Consider the following 17,389-nt stretch of genomic DNA (forward strand, 5'->3'; position numbering starts at 1 on the left):
TCGCTATCCTGTTCAGAACTTGAATCCGCGGTGCAGCGCAACGATGCCACCGGTAAGATTGTGATAGGTAGTATTCTCGAAGCCGACATCATCCATCATCTGCTTTAACGTATCCTGATCCGGATGCATTCGGATAGATTCGGCCAGATAGCGGTAGCTTTCGGAATCTTTCGCCACCAGCTCGCCGATACGCGGCAGCACGTGGAATGAGTAGGCGTCATACGCCTTGCTTAGCGGCTCCAGCAGCGGTTTGGAAAACTCCAGCACCAGCAGGCGTCCGCCCGGCTTCAGCACGCGGAACATCGAGGCCAGCGCCTTCTCTTTTTCGGTGACGTTACGCAGGCCGAAAGCGATAGTGATGCAGTCGAAATGATTGTCCGGGAACGGCAGCGCTTCGGCGTTAGCCTGCACATAGTTCACGTTGCCGATGATCCCGTTGTTACGCAGTTTCTCACGGCCTACTTTCAGCATGGAGCTGTTGATATCCGCTAGCACCACTTCACCCGTTTCACCTACCAGGCGAGAGAATTTAGCGGTCAGATCGCCGGTACCGCCGGCCAGATCCAGGACGCGCTGTCCGCGACGCACGCCGCTGCAATCGATAGTAAAACGTTTCCAGACACGGTGGATGCCGAACGACATCAGATCGTTCATCAGGTCATATTTGGCCGCAACGGAATGGAAAACATCAGCCACCATTTCAGCTTTGTCGCTTTTCGCTACCGTGCGAAAGCCGAAGTGCGTGGTATCCTTTGATTCATCTGCCATTTGTTTTGCCTGCTCTGCAATCAGTTATCTGCCAAGTGTATCAGAGTCCCGCAGGCCAGGCACAGCCTTGCGGGTTATTCATTAACTCGGGCCGCGCCTGGCCCGGTTTGCGTCGCCAGATACGCGACATCTTCCTCATCTTCGTTCTCTTGCTCGTCAGCCTCATCCGGCATCGCCTGCGCGACCAGGCGGGGATTAATAGGCCGCTTGATGGCCACGCCCAGCTGCCGAAAACTTTCCGTCTGCGCGATCAGGTTGCCCCGCCCTTCCGCCAGCTTCTTCATGGCCTGACGATAGCTTTCGCTGGCCTTATCGAGGCTTTGCCCCATTGCCGACATGTCGTCGACAAACAGGCGCATTTTGTCATAGAGCTTAGCCGCTCTGTCGGCGATGCGCTGGGCATGACGGCTTTGGTGCTCGTAGCGCCACAGGTTATTGATGGTACGTAGCGCCACCAGCAACGTGGTGGGGCTGACCAGCATGATGTTTTGACCCAGCGCCTCGTTGATCAGTTCCGGCTGACGGTCAATAGCGACCAGAAAAGCGGGTTCGACCGGAATAAACATCAGCACGTAGTCCAGCGATCGCAGGCCGGGCAGCTGCTGATAATCTTTGCGGCTCAGCAGGCGGATATGGCTGCGAATGGCCGCAACGTGCTCGCCGATGGCCGTTTCGCGCGTGGCTTCATCTTCGCCGTTGAAATAGCGTTCGTAAGCCACCAGCGTCATCTTCGCGTCGATCACCACGTCTTTGCCCTGCGGCAGACGCACAATCACGTCCGGCTGCATACGGGCGTTATGCTCCAGCTGAATATTGACCTGGGTTTCATATTCGTGCCCTTCCCGCAGGCCGGAGGCTTCCAGCACGCGGCTGAGCACGACTTCGCCCCAGTTTCCCTGCATTTTATTGTCGCCCTTCAGGGCCTTGGTCAGGTTAATCGCTTCCTGCGCCATTTGGGCATTGAGCTGTTGCAGATTGCGGATTTCATGAGAAAGCGTATGGCGCTCGCGCGCCTCCTGGCCGAAGCCTTCCTGAACCTGGCGACGAAACCCTTCCAGCTGTTCGCGCAGCGGCGAGAGCAGCCCGTCCAGGCTCTGGCGGTTCTGCTCATCGACACGGCGGTTGCTGTGTTCGAAAATACGGTTGGCAAGGTGTTCAAACTGCGCGTTCAGCCGCTGTTCGCTGTTGACCAGCAGGCGCTGCTTCTCTTCCGCCGCCATTCTGCTCTCTTCAAGCCGAATGGTGACCTCGCGCAGTTCCGCCTCCTGGGCGCTGTTGATCTCCAGCTGGGTGCGCAGTTCGCGCGCCAGCTGTTCGGCCTCGCCGCGCCAGTGGTCAAGCTGGGTGAGTTTCTCCTGGGTAGCGGCGAGCGTGCCGTGCAGCTGACGCAGCTCCAGCTCCTGCTGTTTTTGCGCCTGCTGCTGCTGGCTCTGTTGCTGCGTCAGGCGATCGCGCTCCTGCTTCAGCTGCTCGCTGGCCTGTTGCAGCAGCCTGCGCTCCGTTTCCTGGTGCGCCGCGCGCTGCTGGCTGTGATACCAGGCGATAAGCCAGCCGACCAGCGCGCCCGCCAGGCCTGAGCCAATGCCGTAACCGATTATTGCATCCACGCGCCTTCTCCCGTCCAGGCTTCTCTGGCAGAAAAGGTAAGGGCAGGCCGTGGCAATGTCGAGTTAAAAAGCGCGATGTAACGGGATCGAGGAGGTTTTCATCAGGATGTCAGAGACGGCTCGAAAAATTTGCCGTGGGTAGCGCAAGGGCGAAACCATTAAGGGAGCCGCGCTCCCTTAATGAAGGCTGAAGAAGTTAGCGAAACTGGTCTCAACGGCCAGGCCAGAGGTTGGCGAGGCCGATCTCAACGTCTAGATCAGACGGCGCGCCGCCTCAACTACGATACGCACCGCATCGCTTTCGGTTTTCTTCATGGTTTCCGCATCGGGAATTTCCTGCTGGGTGCGGTTCACGATCACGCCCGCCACCATGCCGGCACGCAGACCCTGGCTGGCGCACATGGTCAGCAGCGTGGCGGATTCCATTTCGTAGTTCAGCACGCCCATTTGCTGCCACTCTTTCATGGAGTTCTGGAAACGGCTCACTACGCGGCCAGAAAAGGTGTCGTAACGCTCCTGTCCCGGATAAAAAGTGTCGGAAGACGCGGTGACGCCGATATGCGTGGTCGCGCCAAGCGCTTTCGCCGCTTCGACCAGCGCGGTGGTGCAGGTAAAATCGGCCACCGCCGGGAATTCCAGCGGCGCAAAGTGCAGACTCGCACCATCCAGACGCACAGAGCCGGTGGTTACCAGCACGTCGCCCACGCTGATGTCAGGCTGGATAGCGCCAGTTGTACCTACGCGCAGAAAAGTACGGATGCCCAGCTGCGCCAGCTCTTCTACCGCGATGGAGGTGGAAGGGCCGCCGATACCGGTTGAACAGACGATAACGGCCTTGCCGTCAATGTCGGCGCGCCAGGTGGTGAATTCGCGGTGCGACGCCAGATGAACCGGATTATCCATCAGCGCGGCAATCTTTTTAACGCGCTCGGGGTCGCCTGGCACAATGGCAAGGGTGGCGCCCTGAAGATCGGCTTTGGTTAAACCCAGGTGAAAAACGTCTGACTGTGCCATGACAAGATCCTGTAATTAAAAGGCGATGAAGCGCTTACAGTAGCGCAAAGCTGTGTGAATTTATGTGAGTAAATTCACTCTGAGTAATGAAAGTTACATTTGGAGTCTATTGAATCGTGACGGTAATCACACAAAAAAGCCTTCCCGCACGAATCGCGCTGTCGGAAACCGATAACGCCGTCGAAGATGACAGGCTGACCTTCACCCGATCGAAACGTAATCCTGGCTATAGTTAGCTGATTGCGCTACTGCATGTATGGAGAGGACAATGAAAAGCGACGATAATCCGACTCAAACATTGAGCAATAAGGGATTCGCTCCTGCGGTTTCACCTGCCGCATCGACCACCATCATTACCGACAGCGCCGACATCGTTTCCGGCGAAACGTCAATTCCAACGCAGGGCGAGAATATGCCTGCTTTCCACGCCAGACCGCGTCAGGCCGATGGCCCGCTACCGGTGGTGCTGGTCGTGCAGGAAATTTTTGGCGTGCACGAGCATATTCGCGATATCTGCCGTCGCCTGGCGACCGAAGGCTATCTTGCCGTCGCGCCCGAACTCTATTTTCGCGAGGGCGATCCCGCCGAGTACGATGATATTCCTACGCTGTTTAAAGAGCTGGTCAGCAAGGTGCCGGATAGCCAGGTGCTGGCGGATCTGGATCACGTAGCCAACTGGGCATCGCGCCATGGCGGCGATATGCGCAATATGGCCATTACCGGCTTTTGCTGGGGCGGCCGGATAACCTGGCTCTACGCCGCGCACAATCCTCAGCTGAAAGCAGGAGTCGCCTGGTATGGCAAGCTGACAGGCGATAAAACCTTGCAGCAGCAGAAGCACCCGGTTGACGTCGCAGTTGACCTGAACGCGCCGGTATTGGGGCTGTACGGCGCGCTGGATGACGGCATTCCGTTAGAAAGCGTGGAAACCATGCGCCAGGCGCTGCGGGCGGCGAACGCCAAATCGGAAATCGTGGTTTATCCCGAGGCCGGGCACGCGTTTAACGCCGATTATCGTCCCAGCTATCACGAAGAGTCGGCCAAAGACGGCTGGCAGCGAATGCTGGCCTGGTTCAGGCAGCACGGCGTCAGCTAACGCTCAGGCCCGCCTCAATCGGCGGGCTGAGGTTGCTGACAAACTCAAACTTAGGCCGCTTGCAAATTGATGAAAAGCGGCAGAGGCAGATCGGAACACGGACACGCCGTAGATACGTCCATGTAGGCTCGTTTCGCGCGTCCATGCGCGAAAAAGGTCCGCTTATCCGCTCAGCCTCTGCCACCGTGAAACAGCTGGGTTGCTGTAAGAAACACCAGGATGCATCCGCTATTTAGGTTTGTCAGCAGTCTGAGCCCGCCTCAATCGGCGGGCTTTTTTTATGCCACCCTCGCGGCGGGCGCAGCACCAGCTTCATCGCCCGTACATTCCAAACGCCGCTAAACGTTATCAATAAATGAGAGGTCCACGGGCAACACCGCCATCAGGCAGCGGCTTTGCGAAGATTGCGTGCCGCCTCCACCATATTAGCCAGCGCCTGACGGGTTTCCGGCCAGCCGCGCGTTTTCAGGCCGCAGTCCGGGTTCACCCACAGACGCTCCACCGGAATACGCTTCGCCGCTTTCAGCAGCAGCGCCTCTATCCATGCCACGCTTGGCACGTTTGGCGAGTGAATGTCGTAAACGCCCGGGCCGATTTCGTTCGGATAGTCAAATTCCTCGAACGATTCCAGCAGTTCCATATCAGAACGTGAGGTTTCGATGGTGATCACATCCGCATCCAGCGCGGCAATGGCGTCCATGATGTCGTTGAATTCGCAATAGCACATATGGGTGTGGATTTGGGTAGCATCCTGCGCCACGGCGGCGTTCAGGCGGAACGCGTCTACGGCCCACTCCAGATAGGCAGCCCACTCTGACCGCCGCAGCGGCAGGCCTTCACGCAGCGCCGGCTCATCAATCTGGATAATGCCGATACCGGCTTTTTCCAGATCGGCCACTTCGTCCCTCAGCGCCAGCGCGATCTGCTTAGCGATGGTTTCACGCGACACGTCTTCACGAGGGAAAGACCAGCAAAGAATGGTTACCGGGCCGGTCAGCATCCCTTTTACCGGCTTGTCGGTCAGCGACTGCGCGTATTTCGCCCACTCGACGGTGATCGCTTCCGGCCGACTGACGTCACCGATAATCACCGGCGGCTTCACGCAGCGGGAGCCGTAGCTCTGTACCCAGCCGTTTTGCGTAAAGGCAAAACCGTCCAGGTTTTCGCCGAAGTATTCCACCATGTCGTTGCGCTCCGCCTCGCCGTGAACCAGCACGTCCAGCCCCAGCCGCTCCTGCTCCACGATCGCCTGTTTGATATGTTCAGCAATGCCGGTGCGGTAGCTCTTTCCGTCCAGACGCCCCTGTTTGAAATCCAGGCGCAGGCCACGGATTTCGGTGGTCTGCGGGAAAGAGCCGATAGTGGTGGTCGGCCAGGCCGGCAGCTGAAAGCGCTGGCGCTGGGCTTCGGCACGCGCCTTATAGCTGCTGTGGCGCTCGCTGTCTTTCGCGGTGATAGCGGCCAGCCGTTTGCTGACGGCCTCGTTATGCACGCGCGCAGAGTCCCGGCGGGCGCGAATGGGCGCGCTCCAGGCTTCCAGCGACCGCGCGTCATTGTGGTTTAACGCATGGCTCAACAGCGCCAGCTCCTGGCATTTCTGTAGCGCAAAGGCGAACCAGCTTTTTACTTCTTCATCCAGGCGGGTTTCGGTACTTAAATCGATGGGGCTGTGCAGCAACGAGCAGGAAGAGCCGATCCATAGCCGCTGACGCTTGCCGACCAGCGGCTGTAAACGCTCAAACCAGCTGCTGAGATCGGCGCGCCACACGTTACGGCCGTTGATTACGCCGACGGAAAGCAACCAGTCGGCCGGCACTTTAGCGTTCAGCGCGGCGATATCGTCCTTGCCGTGTACCAAATCAACATGCAGACCCTGAACCGGCAGCTTAACGATAGCGTCCAGGTTGGTGCCGACGCTGTCAAAGTAGGTGGTCAGCAGCAGTTTGGTTTGCCCTTGCAGCGCCTCGTAAGCCGGTTTAAAGGCGTTGAGCCACGCCTGCGGCAGCTCCAGCACCAGCGCAGGCTCGTCGATCTGCACCCATTCGATATCGCGCTTCGCCAGCTCGCTCAGCACCTGCTGGTAAACCGGCAGAATTTCGGTTAACAGGCTCAGACGGTCGAACGGCTCGCCCTTGACTTTACCCAGCCACAGATAGGTCACCGGGCCAAGCAGCACGGGCTTCACTTTATGGCCCAGCGCCAGCGCTTCGTCCACTTCGTCCAGGATCTGCGTCCAGCTAAGCTTAAACTGCTGCCCCCGGGTAAATTCCGGCACCATATAGTGATAGTTAGTGTTAAACCATTTGGTCATTTCAGCCGCCGCCGCAGGTTCGCCGGTCGGCGCACGGCCACGGCCCAGACGGAACAACGTATCCAGATCGACAGAGCCATCTTTATTTTGATGACGGGCAGGCACGTTGCCCAGCAGCAGGCTGGTAGTCAGCACATGATCGTACCAGGCGAAATCGCCGACCGGTACATAGTCTACCCCAGCCTGTTTCTGCTGTTCCCAGTGGCGGGCGCGCAGTTCACGGCCTACCGCCAGCAGCGCTTCCTGCGTGCTGTTGCCCGCCCAGTAGCTTTCCTGTGCTTTTTTTAGTTCGCGACGCAGGCCAACGCGGGGGAAGCCGAGCGTATGGTTCAGAATAGTCATCAATGCGTTCCTCAGTTACCGCCCGCTGTCGTGGCAATCGGGCTTTTAGACGTCCAGATGTTTACACATCTATAATCCGCAGGTACTGTATTCACCACAAGCGCAAATTGTTCATTGTCGATGTGAAGGACTCTCATGATCGAACTCAAACACCTGCGGACGCTGCAAGCGCTGCGCAACAGCGGTTCGCTGGCCGCCGCCGCCGCTCAGCTTCATCAGACACAGTCGGCCCTGTCCCATCAGTTCAGCGATCTGGAGCAGCGCCTGGGCTTCCGCCTGTTTGTGCGTAAAAGCCAGCCGCTGCGCTTTACGCCGCAGGGCGAAATCTTGCTGCAGCTTGCCGAGCAGGTGCTGCCGCAGATCCAGCACGCTTTACAGGCCTGCCACGAACCGCATCAGGCCACGCTGCGTATCGCTATCGAGTGCCACAGCTGTATTCAATGGCTGACGCCAGCGTTGAGCAACTTCCGTCAGAGCTGGCCGCAGGTGGTGATGGATTTTAAATCCGGGGTGACTTTCGATCCCCAGCCCGCGCTTCAACAGGGGGAGCTGGACGTGGTGCTCACCTCCGATATTTTGCCGCGCAGCGGGCTGTTCTATTCGCCAATGTTTGATTTTGAAGTTCGCCTGGTGCTGGCGCCCGACCATCCGCTGGCGCAGGTTGATCATATTTCACCGGAAGATCTGGCCAGCGAAGTGCTGATGATTTATCCGGTGCAGCGGCAGCGCCTGGATATCTGGCGGCATTTCTTGCAGCCCGCAGGCGTCAGCCCGGCGTTAAAAAGCGTGGATAATACGCTGCTGCTGATCCAGATGGTGTCCGCGGGCATGGGCATCGCCGCCCTGCCGCACTGGGTTGTGGAAAGCTTTGAGCATCAGGGGCTGGTGGTGACCAAAACGCTCGGCCAGGGTTTATGGAGCCGTTTATATGCCGCCGTGCGCGACGGCGAGCAGCGTCAGGCAGTAGTCGAAGCTTTTATCCGCTCCGCCCGCCAGCACGCCTGCGAGCATCTGCCGCTGGTCAGGGACGCTTCCGCGCCGGGCACGCCGCTGCCGACCTCTTTGCATCATTCCTGAGCGGCCAGTACGGGCGATCGCTTTTGCGCGGTGGCCCTTTTAGCGCAGCCGCGCCCTTATAACGCGCTGGCCGCCTGCCTTTTTGCTGACGGTATTCCTTTATCCAGCGCCATTTGTCTCTATAATGCGGCCAACGATCCTGAACCAATGAGATTTTTATGACCAATAATGACGTTTTGCGCAGCGTGCGCTACATGCTGAGCCTGAGCGATGCTCAGATGGTTGGCATCCTGGCGCTGGCGGAAAGTGAAGTCAGCGAAGCGGAAATGCAAAGCTTCCTGAAAAAAGAAGACGAAGCGGGCTTTCGCGCCTGTCCTGACGTGGTAATGGGCTATTTCCTGAACGGGCTGATTTTTCAGCGCCGTGGCAAAAGCGAAGATGCGCCTGAGCCTTCTGTCGAACGCAAGATGACGAATAATATTATTATTAAAAAACTGCGCATCGCTTTCGATTTAAAAACTACGGATATTATTGACGTGCTTAAGCTGGCGGACTTCGCCGTGGGCCAGTCTGAAATTGGCGCTATTTTCCGAAAGCCAGGGCATAAAAATTACCGTGAATGCGGCGATCAGATTTTAAGGAATTTCCTGAAGGGAATGACAATGAAATTACGCCCTGCCCCTGTTAAAAAAGCTTAAATATTAGTGCAGCCTTCGGGCTGCCTGCTATTTAAAACGCTATCAAAAAATGCATTATTTATATTCCCTTCCTGCCTTTACAGGGCAAGTCACTCCTCATAATATCCGCCTGATATTTACACATTGTAAATATAGCGAACCATGAAAGAAGATATATTATGAGAGCGCAACTATCAGCAGCGCAGGTAAAAACCACGACACTACCAAAACTATTTTCGGCACGCTATTTTCTAAAATTTATAGGCTGCTTTCCCCGTCAGCGCTGAGTTATAGCAGCGGGCAGGTAACGACAGCGGGGGAAGATAGCGGTAGCCGTATTGGCAAAACCAGTAAAACGAATGTGAATCTGCTGGTCAGTAAATCACGGCCGCACCTGGTTCACTAACGAGCCAGGCAAAGGCGTTAAGCAGGGCGTGTCGCGCCCCGCTTTTTATCGTCGTGCTATTTTTTGATCACCCAGTGTCGGTGTACCCATAGCGAGGCGAAAATTACCGCTGCGCCAACGATAAAGCTCGGCCAGTGCGGCTGCTGCTGCCAGATTGCAAGGTTAACCAGCAATCCGGCGGGCACGTGCATATTATTCATAATGCCCAGCGTGCCGGCATCAACCTGCGTCGCGCCGTAGTTCCACATAAAGTAACCCAGCCCGGAAGCCGCCACGCCCAGCCAGATCAGGATGCTCCACTGTAGCGTGGTGGTCGGCAGCTTCTGCGGATTGCCCCACAGGCACCAGGCGATAATCGCGACGAGCGCCGCGCCCATATAAAACCAGGAAAAGGCGGCGTGCTGCGGCATCGGACGCGTTTCCTGCAGGCGCTTGTAGCCCACCATGCCAACGGCAAAGCAAAGGTTGGCAAGCTGCACCAGCAGCAGGCCAAACCAGAAGTGGTCGCTGACCTTGTCGTAGCGAATAATCGCCGCGCCCGCCACCGCCAGCAGCGCGCTCAGTGCATAGCCGGGGCGCACGCCTCTTCCGCTCATCAGGTCATAAATCAGGGTGATATAGAGCGGCGTCATCACCGTAAACAGCAGCAGCTCGGAAACGCTGAGGTAGAGGTAAGCCTCAAAGCTGAACAGATACATAATACCCAGCTGCAGCGCGCCTACGCCCATATAGAGCAGCAGCGTTGACGGCCGATAACCGCGCCAGCGCAGAAACGGCAGGAAAACCACGGCGGCCAGCAGCAGACGGATCAGCACGGAAAAGACGCTGTCGACCTGGCCTGCCAGATATTCGCCGATCAGGCTGAACGAAAAGGCCCACAGGATAGTGGTGATTATCAGTAAGATCACGATAAAAACTCGCTGGTGAAAAGTGCGCACAGTGTAGCGAAATCGGCGTGGACGCGGGGAAATATCTGGTTGACATCTGATTGCAAAATGTACGCACCTGTTTTTATCCTGCCGTTTGAGTGAGCCTGCTCACACTCCTTGCCGGCATGGCTACAAGCATTCAGAGAAGCGTGCCGCATAATTCGTTTGATTGTCATAAAAATGTAACCTTTGGGTTCTTCTTCACAGCGGGGCCGCGCGTTTTCTTTTAGGCTCCTTCCGCTACGGATCGCGTTTATCTGTTGCTGCACGACGAAAAAAACGAATATAAATTGCCATTGGAGGCTGTTATGTTATCTGTTTTTAAACCTGCGTCGCATCGAACGCGCGTTGACACCAGCGAAATCGATCCGCTTTATCGTAAATTACGCTGGCAGATATTTTTTGGTATTTTCTTCGGCTATGCTGCCTATTATCTGGTGCGGAAAAACTTTGCGCTGGCGATGCCTTCGCTGATCGAGCAGGGTTTTTCTCGGGGGGATTTAGGCTTTGCCCTTTCAGGTATTTCCATCGCCTACGGATTTTCTAAATTTATTATGGGATCCGTTTCCGATCGCTCGAATCCACGCTACTTTTTGCCCGCCGGTTTAATTCTGGCGGCGGCGGTCATGTTGTTTATGGGATTCGTTCCCTGGGCCACCTCCAGCATTACCGTGATGTTCGTGCTGCTGTTTTTATGCGGCTGGTTCCAGGGCATGGGCTGGCCGCCCTGTGGACGCACTATGGTGCACTGGTGGTCGCACAAGGAGCGCGGCGGTATCGTTTCCGTCTGGAACTGCGCGCACAACGTCGGCGGCGGCCTGCCTCCGCTGCTGTTTCTGCTGGGCATGTACTGGTTTAACGACTGGAAAGCGTCGCTTTATATGCCCGCTTTCGCCGCCATTCTGGTGGCCGTCATCGCCTTTGCGTTAATGCGCGACACGCCGCAATCCTGCGGTCTGCCGCCGATTGAAGAGTATAAAAACGACTATCCGCCCGACTATGATAAAAGCCAGGAAGAGGAGCTGACCGCCAGGCAAATTTTTATGCAGTACGTACTGCCCAACCGGCTGCTCTGGTATATCGCGCTGGCCAACGTGTTTGTCTATCTGCTGCGCTACGGCATTCTCGACTGGTCACCGACCTATTTAAAAGAGGTGAAGCACTTTACGCTGGATAAATCCTCCTGGGCCTACTTTCTTTATGAGTACGCCGGCATTCCCGGCACGCTGCTGTGCGGCTGGATGTCCGATAAGGTGTTCAGAGGCAATCGTGGCGCGACCGGCGTCTTTTTTATGGTGCTGGTGACGATCGCCACCGTGGTTTACTGGCTGAATCCTCCCGGCAATCCGGGCGTGGATATTACCTGCATGATTGTAATCGGCTTTCTGATTTATGGGCCAGTAATGCTGATTGGGCTGCACGCCCTGGAGCTGGCGCCGAAGAAAGCCGCGGGAACGGCGGCGGGCTTCACCGGGCTGTTCGGCTATCTTGGCGGCTCGGTGGCCGCCAGCGCTATTGTCGGCTACACCGTAGATTACTTCGGCTGGGACGGCGGCTTTATCGTGATGATCGGCGGCGGCGTGCTGGCCGTTATCCTGCTGGTTATCACCATGCTGAACGAACACAGGCACAAAAAAGAGGCAACGCAATGAAAAAGCTAATAGCTATGCTGCTGCTGGGCGCTTCGTTCGGCGCAGTAGCCGCGGAAACACACAAGATTGTAATTGCCCATCGTGGCGCGAGCGGCTACCTGCCGGAACACACGCTGCCCGCCAAAGCGATGGCTTACGCGCAGGGATCCGACTTCCTTGAGCAGGATCTGGTGATGACCCGCGACGATCGGCTGGTGGTGCTGCACGATCACTATCTGGATCGCGTAACGGACGTGGCGGAACGCTATCCCGACCGCGCCAGAAAGGATGGACGTTACTATGCCATCGACTTTACGCTGGCCGAAATCAAGGGGCTGAAGTTTACGGAAGGCTTTACGCTAAAAGACGGTAAGAAAGTGCAGACTTATCCGCAGCGTTTCCCGATGGGCAAATCGGACTTCCACGTGCATACCTTTGCCGAAGAGATTGAATTTATTCAGGGCCTGAACCACTCGACGGGCAAAAATATCGGCATCTACACCGAAATTAAAGCGCCGTGGTTTCACCGCCAGGAAGGCAAAGATATCTCCGCCAGGGTGCTGGATGTGCTTAAGCAGTACGGCTATAGCTCGAAAAGCGACAACGTCTACCTGCAATGCTTTGACCATAACGAACTCAAACGCATTAAAACGGAGCTGGAGCCGCAAAGAGGCATGGACGTCAAACTGGTGCAGCTGATCACCGAAACGGACTCAAAAGAGACGCAGGAGCAGCAAGACGGGAAATGGGTGAACTACAGCTATGACTGGATGCTGCAACCGGGCGCGATGAAAACGCTGGCCCGTTACGTCGACGGCATCGGCCCTGATTATCATATGCTGATTGCCAACGGCTCGACCAAAGGCGCGGTTCACTTTACGCCGATGGTGAAGGAGGCGCATCAGAATGGCCTGGTCGTGCATCCCTATACCGTGCGGGCCGACCAGCTGCCCGGCTGGGTGGATAACGTGGACGAGCTGTACGACGCGCTCTATAACCAGGGGGGCGTGGACGGTCTGTTTACCGACTTCCCGGACAAGGCCGTGCGCTTCCTGAAGCGGTAAGCGTTGCCGCCTCTGTAACCAGAGGCGGCTTTTACCGGCTTCAGACGTTATAAAGCTTGCGCAGATAGTTCGGCACCGCGTTATCCGCATTGCTGCCAATCACTTCCAGTTCCGGCAGCAGATCCTTCAGGCGCTGATGCGAGTTGCTCATGATGCAGCCTTTGCCCGCCATGTTCAGCATCTCTTTGTCGTTCATGCCGTCACCAAAAGAGATGCAGTCCGCCAGCGTAAAGCCCAGTAGTCGGGATACCGCGTCCAGCGCGTGACCTTTGGAAACGCCGCCCGCCATCACTTCCAGACAGGTCGGCAGCGAGAAGCTGACGTTAACCCGATCGCCCCAGCGCGCCATCAGCGCCTCTTCCAGCGGGATCAGCAGTTCCGGCTTAGCGCAGGTAAAGAACACTTTGCTGATGCCGTCGGTTGGCAGCGAATCCGGCTGATAGGTCTGGTAGTTAAAATTGGACTCGCGGAAAAAATCCATCTCTTCCGGGCGGTGGCGGTTAAGGAACCACTCTTCATCGCGGTAGACGTTGGTATAGATATCCTGGTGGCTGTGATGCAAAGCAAAAAGCTCACGGGCAATGTCTTCTTCCAGGTTATGGCTGAAGATCAGCTCGCCTGCGGTATTGTGCACGCGCGCGCCGTTCGAGGTGATCATATAGGCATCAATACCCAGGCTGTCACGCATCTGCCCGACATCAATGTGATGGCGACCGGTGGCGAACACAAAATGGACGCCCTTTTGCGTCAGCAGCTGGAGCGTTTCACGGGCGAAAGCGGATAAACGGTGATCCGGCGACAGCAGCGTGCCGTCGAGATCGGAAGCAACAATCGGGTACATAAAACCTCTGTTAATGGTGAGCTACGGTTGCTATATCTGAGCAGTAAAATCAGGGATGCCGGGCAAAAAACGCCGTAATGGCCTCCAGCGCCTCGGCGCGCATGCTGTCTTTTTCAAACAAGATCTCATGACGCGCGCCTGCGATAATCAGCGGGCCCTCGCAGGGGTTTCCCGCCGCTTTCATGGCCTGGCAAAAGAGATCCTGAGCGCGGTTATCCACCACCTTATCCGCGCTGGCCTGTAACAGCAGCAGCGGCGTCTTTATCTCTTTTGCCTGAGCCAGAATGTTTTTGCCGGCCAGAATGCCTTCTCTGACCCAGTGATAAGTCGGCCCGCCGACGCGCAGCCCCGGATCGTCGGCGTAAAAGCGCAGGTTGCGCCGGTAGCGCTCGCGGCTGTGGGTCAGCTGGTTCATCCCGAACGGCCTGGGCTGCCACTGGCCGGTGCCGATCGCGTAACCGTCGCGCACCACGGGACGCTTTTCCGCCCAGTTCAGAATACAGTGCGTCATCCACAGCGGCATCGGCAGGAAGATCCCGAACATCGGCGCGGCCAGCGCCACGGCGTTAAAGGCCTGCGGCTGCCTGGCCAGCATCAGCGTCAGGATCGCGCCGCCCATTGAGTGCGCCAGCGCATAGCGATGCTGATAGTGACGGCTGAGGATCGCTTTCAGATAGAGCGTCTCCAGATCTTCAACATAGTGGTCGAACAGCTCCACATGGCCGCGATGGCTATCCTGCAGCAGCCTGCCGGAACGGCCCTGCCCGCGATGATCGACAATAATCACATCATAGCCGCAGTGAAACAGGTCGTAGGCCAGCTCCGGATATTTTACGTAGCTTTCGATACGTCCGGGGCAAATCAGGATAACGCGGTTGTGTTGCGATGACGTGAAGCGAACGTAGCGAATGGGCACGTTTTCCACGCCGATAAACTCGTCTTCTTCCCTCCGCCGCCAGAAATCCAGCAGCGGGCCGGTGGCGAAAGCGGCAAAAGCTTTTTCACGATTTCGCCAGCCATGCTTTTTCATTGACCCGACCTCCGCTTTTTTCACATTCCGCCCGGCCCCGTAGCCTGCGCAGCCGCAATGGCGTATTGTGTCATACTTCTGTGCTATCAGGGAGTCTGACCCAATGACCATGCAGTGGTGGCTGGCCTATCTGTTAACGACCAGCATCTTAAGCCTTTCGCCGGGTTCCGGCGCAATCAATACCATGAGTACCGGCATCAGCCACGGCTATCGCGGCGCGGCGGCCTCTATTTCCGGCCTGCAGGTTGGGCTGGCGGTGCATATTCTGCTGGTTGGCATCGGCCTGGGCGCGCTGTTTTCCCAATCCGTGCTGGCTTTTGAAGTGCTGAAATGGGCGGGCGCGGCTTACCTGATCTGGCTGGGCATCCAGCAGTGGCGCTCGGCAGGCGCGATAGATCTTCAGGCGGTCGCCAAAGCGATGCCGCGCCGCAGGCTGTTTAAGCGTGCGGTGCTGGTGAACCTGACCAACCCAAAAAGCATTGTTTTTCTGGCGGCGCTCTTTCCGCAGTTTATCATCCCGCACCAGCCGCAGGCGATGCAGTATCTGGTGCTGGGCGTGACGACGGTGGTGGTCGATATCATCGTGATGATCGGCTACGCCACGCTGGCGCAGCGGATTGCGGCCTGGATTAAAGGGCCAAAACAGATGAAGCTGTTAAACCGCCTGTTTGGCGGCATGTTTATGGCGGTCGGCGCGCTGCTGGCTTCCGCGCGGCGTATTGCCTGATGCATTAAAGGCTGGCATGGAGGACGCGCCGTCCATGCCAGCCCGCGTCTTCCCCGTTCTCCGGCCGCACGCCCGGCCTACTCTTCGCCGTCGACGTGCTCGCGGATCATCACCATAAACGGCTTGCCGAAGCGCTCCAGCTTGCGCTGACCAACGCCGTTGACGCTCAGCATTTCTGAGGCGGTCAGCGGCATCTGCTCGGCCATTTCTATCAGCGTGGCGTCGTTAAACACCACGTAAGGCGGAATGTTCTCTTCATCGGCAATGGCTTTACGCAGCTTACGCAGCTTGGCGAACAGCTTGCGATCGTAGTTGCCGCCAAACGATTTCTGATTGCTGTTGCGCGGCTTGACGCTGACCATGCGCGGCACCGCCAGCAGCAACGGCACTTCGCCACGCAGCAGGGGACGCGCCGCTTCCGTTAACTGAAGCGCGGAATGCATCGCAATATTTTGTGTCGCAAAGCCCAGATGAATAAGTTGACGGATCACGCTTATCCAGTGCTCGTGGCTCTGATCGCGGCCAATGCCGTAAACCGGCAGCTTGTCGTGCTGCATATCGCGAATACGCTGATTGTTGGCACCGCGCAGCACCTCCACCACGTAGCCCATACCAAACCGCTGGCCGACACGATAAATGCAGGAAAGCGCCTTTTGCGCCTCTACCGTGCCGTCGTAACGACGCGGCGGATCGAGACAGATATCGCAGTTGTCGCAGGGCTGCTGCCGCCCTTCGCCAAAGTAGTTCAGCAGCACCAGACGGCGGCAGGTCTGCGCTTCCGCAAAAGCGCCCATCGCGTTCAGCTTGTGGCGTTCAATATCCTGCAACGGCCCCGGCGCTTTCTCTTCCAGGCAGCGGCGCAGCCAGGCCATATCGGCCGGATCGTACAGCATCAGCGCCTCCGCCGGCAGGCCGTCGCGCCCGGCGCGGCCCGTTTCCTGATAGTAGGATTCGATATTGCGTGGGATATCAAAGTGCACCACAAAGCGCACGTTGGGCTTGTTGATGCCCATGCCGAAGGCGACCGTGGCGACGACGATCTGGAGATCGTCACGCTGGAAGGCTTCCTGCACGCGGGCGCGATGCACGTTATCCATTCCGGCATGATAGGCGCCGACGCTCAGGCCACGGCTTTGCAAACGCGCGGCGGTGTCTTCCACCTTCGCGCGGCTGTTGCAGTAGATGATGCCGCATTTGCCGCGCTGATCCTGCACGTAGCGGATCAGCTGATCCGTCGGCTTGAATTTTTCCACCAGCGTATAGCGGATATTGGGACGGTCGAAGCTGCTGACCTGGATCAGCGGATCGTCAAGCTGGAGCAGGCGCGCGATATCGTTACGGGTGGTTTCGTCGGCGGTGGCGGTCAGCGCCATCACCGGCACGTCCGGCAGCCGCTGACGCAGCTGGCCCAGCGCGCCGTATTCCGGACGGAAATCGTGGCCCCATTGCGAAATACAGTGGGCCTCGTCTACGGCCAGCATCGCCGGATTCCAGTGCGCCAGATTATCCAGGAAGTTATCCATCATCAGGCGTTCAGGCGCGATATAAAGCAGCTTGATCCGGCCCGTGCGGCAGCCGGCGAAGACCTCCTGCTGCTCTTCCCGCGTCTGCGTTGAGTTCAGACAGGCGGCGGCCACGCCGTTAGCCAGCAGCTGGTCGACCTGATCCTTCATCAACGAGATCAGCGGCGACACCACCAGCGTCAGCCCTTCGCGCACCAGCGCCGGGATCTGATAGCAAAGCGATTTGCCGCCGCCGGTCGGCATGACCACCAGACAGTCGCGCCCTTTCAGCGACGCCTGAATAATGGTTTGCTGCCCCGGACGAAATTGCTGATAGCCGAAGGTTTCCTGCAAAACCTGTTGCGTCAGCATCTCCTGATTGATCACTGCAGCCGTAGACACGTGTACTCCAACTTGATGGCGGGCG

Annotated in this window: 14 protein-coding genes; 6 read left to right on the forward strand and 8 right to left on the reverse strand. The window is 57.5% G+C overall.

Features of this window, described 5'->3' with window-relative positions; all coding sequences use genetic code 11:
• Nucleotides 1-12: 12 nt before the first annotated feature.
• The 3 genes from ubiE to udp form a co-directional block, all read right to left on the reverse strand.
• A complete protein-coding gene (ubiE, locus tag AB3U87_RS19850; RefSeq protein ID WP_125290686.1) occupies nt 13-768 on the reverse strand; it encodes a bifunctional demethylmenaquinone methyltransferase/2-methoxy-6-polyprenyl-1,4-benzoquinol methylase UbiE in 756 nt (251 codons plus the stop codon).
• Between the two features lie 74 nt (nt 769-842).
• Entirely contained in the window at nt 843-2,375 is a 1,533-nt protein-coding gene (gene rmuC, locus AB3U87_RS19855; protein ID WP_301253054.1) for a DNA recombination protein RmuC, read from the reverse strand.
• Nucleotides 2,376-2,627: 252 nt separating this feature from the next.
• Entirely contained in the window at nt 2,628-3,389 is a 762-nt protein-coding gene (udp, locus tag AB3U87_RS19860) for a uridine phosphorylase (protein ID WP_253457286.1), read from the reverse strand.
• 268 nt (nt 3,390-3,657) lie between these two features.
• On the opposite strand from udp, the gene AB3U87_RS19865 reads away from it, so the two are divergent.
• Nucleotides 3,658-4,485 (forward strand): dienelactone hydrolase family protein, encoded by an 828-nt coding sequence (locus AB3U87_RS19865; protein ID WP_394150232.1) that lies wholly within the window; start codon nt 3,658-3,660, stop codon nt 4,483-4,485.
• 382 nt (nt 4,486-4,867) lie between these two features.
• Here the strand turns inward: AB3U87_RS19865 and metE are convergent, their stop codons facing one another.
• Complete coding sequence (metE, locus tag AB3U87_RS19870; RefSeq protein ID WP_394150234.1) at nt 4,868-7,138, reverse strand: 5-methyltetrahydropteroyltriglutamate--homocysteine S-methyltransferase; 2,271 nt, start codon at nt 7,136-7,138, stop codon at nt 4,868-4,870.
• A gap of 135 nt (nt 7,139-7,273) precedes the next feature.
• On the opposite strand from metE, the gene metR reads away from it, so the two are divergent.
• A complete protein-coding gene (gene metR / locus AB3U87_RS19875) occupies nt 7,274-8,215 on the forward strand; it encodes an HTH-type transcriptional regulator MetR (protein WP_253457277.1) in 942 nt (313 codons plus the stop codon).
• A gap of 158 nt (nt 8,216-8,373) precedes the next feature.
• Nucleotides 8,374-8,853, forward strand: coding sequence for a YehS family protein (locus AB3U87_RS19880; protein ID WP_301253051.1), 480 nt, complete (start codon nt 8,374-8,376; stop codon nt 8,851-8,853).
• A gap of 441 nt (nt 8,854-9,294) precedes the next feature.
• Here the strand turns inward: AB3U87_RS19880 and AB3U87_RS19885 are convergent, their stop codons facing one another.
• The gene (locus AB3U87_RS19885) at nt 9,295-10,146 is read right to left on the reverse strand and encodes a carboxylate/amino acid/amine transporter (RefSeq protein ID WP_253457272.1); all 852 of its coding nucleotides are present in this window, start codon (nt 10,144-10,146) and stop codon (nt 9,295-9,297) included.
• Nucleotides 10,147-10,475: 329 nt separating this feature from the next.
• Here AB3U87_RS19885 and glpT point away from each other — a divergent pair, with 329 nt between their 5' ends.
• Nucleotides 10,476-11,819 (forward strand): glycerol-3-phosphate transporter, encoded by a 1,344-nt coding sequence (gene glpT / locus AB3U87_RS19890; RefSeq protein ID WP_253457269.1) that lies wholly within the window; start codon nt 10,476-10,478, stop codon nt 11,817-11,819.
• 14 nt (nt 11,820-11,833) lie between these two features.
• Nucleotides 11,834-12,862, forward strand: a complete 1,029-nt coding sequence (glpQ, locus tag AB3U87_RS19895) for a glycerophosphodiester phosphodiesterase (RefSeq protein ID WP_394150253.1) — start codon at nt 11,834-11,836, stop codon at nt 12,860-12,862.
• Nucleotides 12,863-12,902: 40 nt separating this feature from the next.
• Here the strand turns inward: glpQ and yigL are convergent, their stop codons facing one another.
• Both yigL and pldB read right to left on the reverse strand, forming a co-directional pair.
• A complete protein-coding gene (gene yigL / locus AB3U87_RS19900) occupies nt 12,903-13,703 on the reverse strand; it encodes a sugar/pyridoxal phosphate phosphatase YigL (RefSeq protein ID WP_253457265.1) in 801 nt (266 codons plus the stop codon).
• Between the two features lie 49 nt (nt 13,704-13,752).
• Nucleotides 13,753-14,733, reverse strand: a complete 981-nt coding sequence (gene pldB, locus AB3U87_RS19905) for a lysophospholipase L2 (protein WP_253457263.1) — start codon at nt 14,731-14,733, stop codon at nt 13,753-13,755.
• A gap of 103 nt (nt 14,734-14,836) precedes the next feature.
• Here pldB and rhtB point away from each other — a divergent pair, with 103 nt between their 5' ends.
• Entirely contained in the window at nt 14,837-15,460 is a 624-nt protein-coding gene (rhtB, locus tag AB3U87_RS19910; RefSeq protein ID WP_125290699.1) for a homoserine/homoserine lactone efflux protein, read from the forward strand.
• Between the two features lie 77 nt (nt 15,461-15,537).
• On the opposite strand, the gene recQ is transcribed toward rhtB, so the two are convergent.
• On the reverse strand, nt 15,538-17,364 hold the full coding sequence (gene recQ / locus AB3U87_RS19915; RefSeq protein ID WP_253457261.1) for an ATP-dependent DNA helicase RecQ: 1,827 nt from the start codon (nt 17,362-17,364) through the stop codon (nt 15,538-15,540).
• Nucleotides 17,365-17,389 lie beyond the last annotated feature (25 nt).

It is taken from the genome of Erwinia plantamica, from assembly GCF_043420595.1.
Taxonomy (GTDB): Bacteria; Pseudomonadota; Gammaproteobacteria; order Enterobacterales; family Enterobacteriaceae; genus Erwinia; species Erwinia aeris.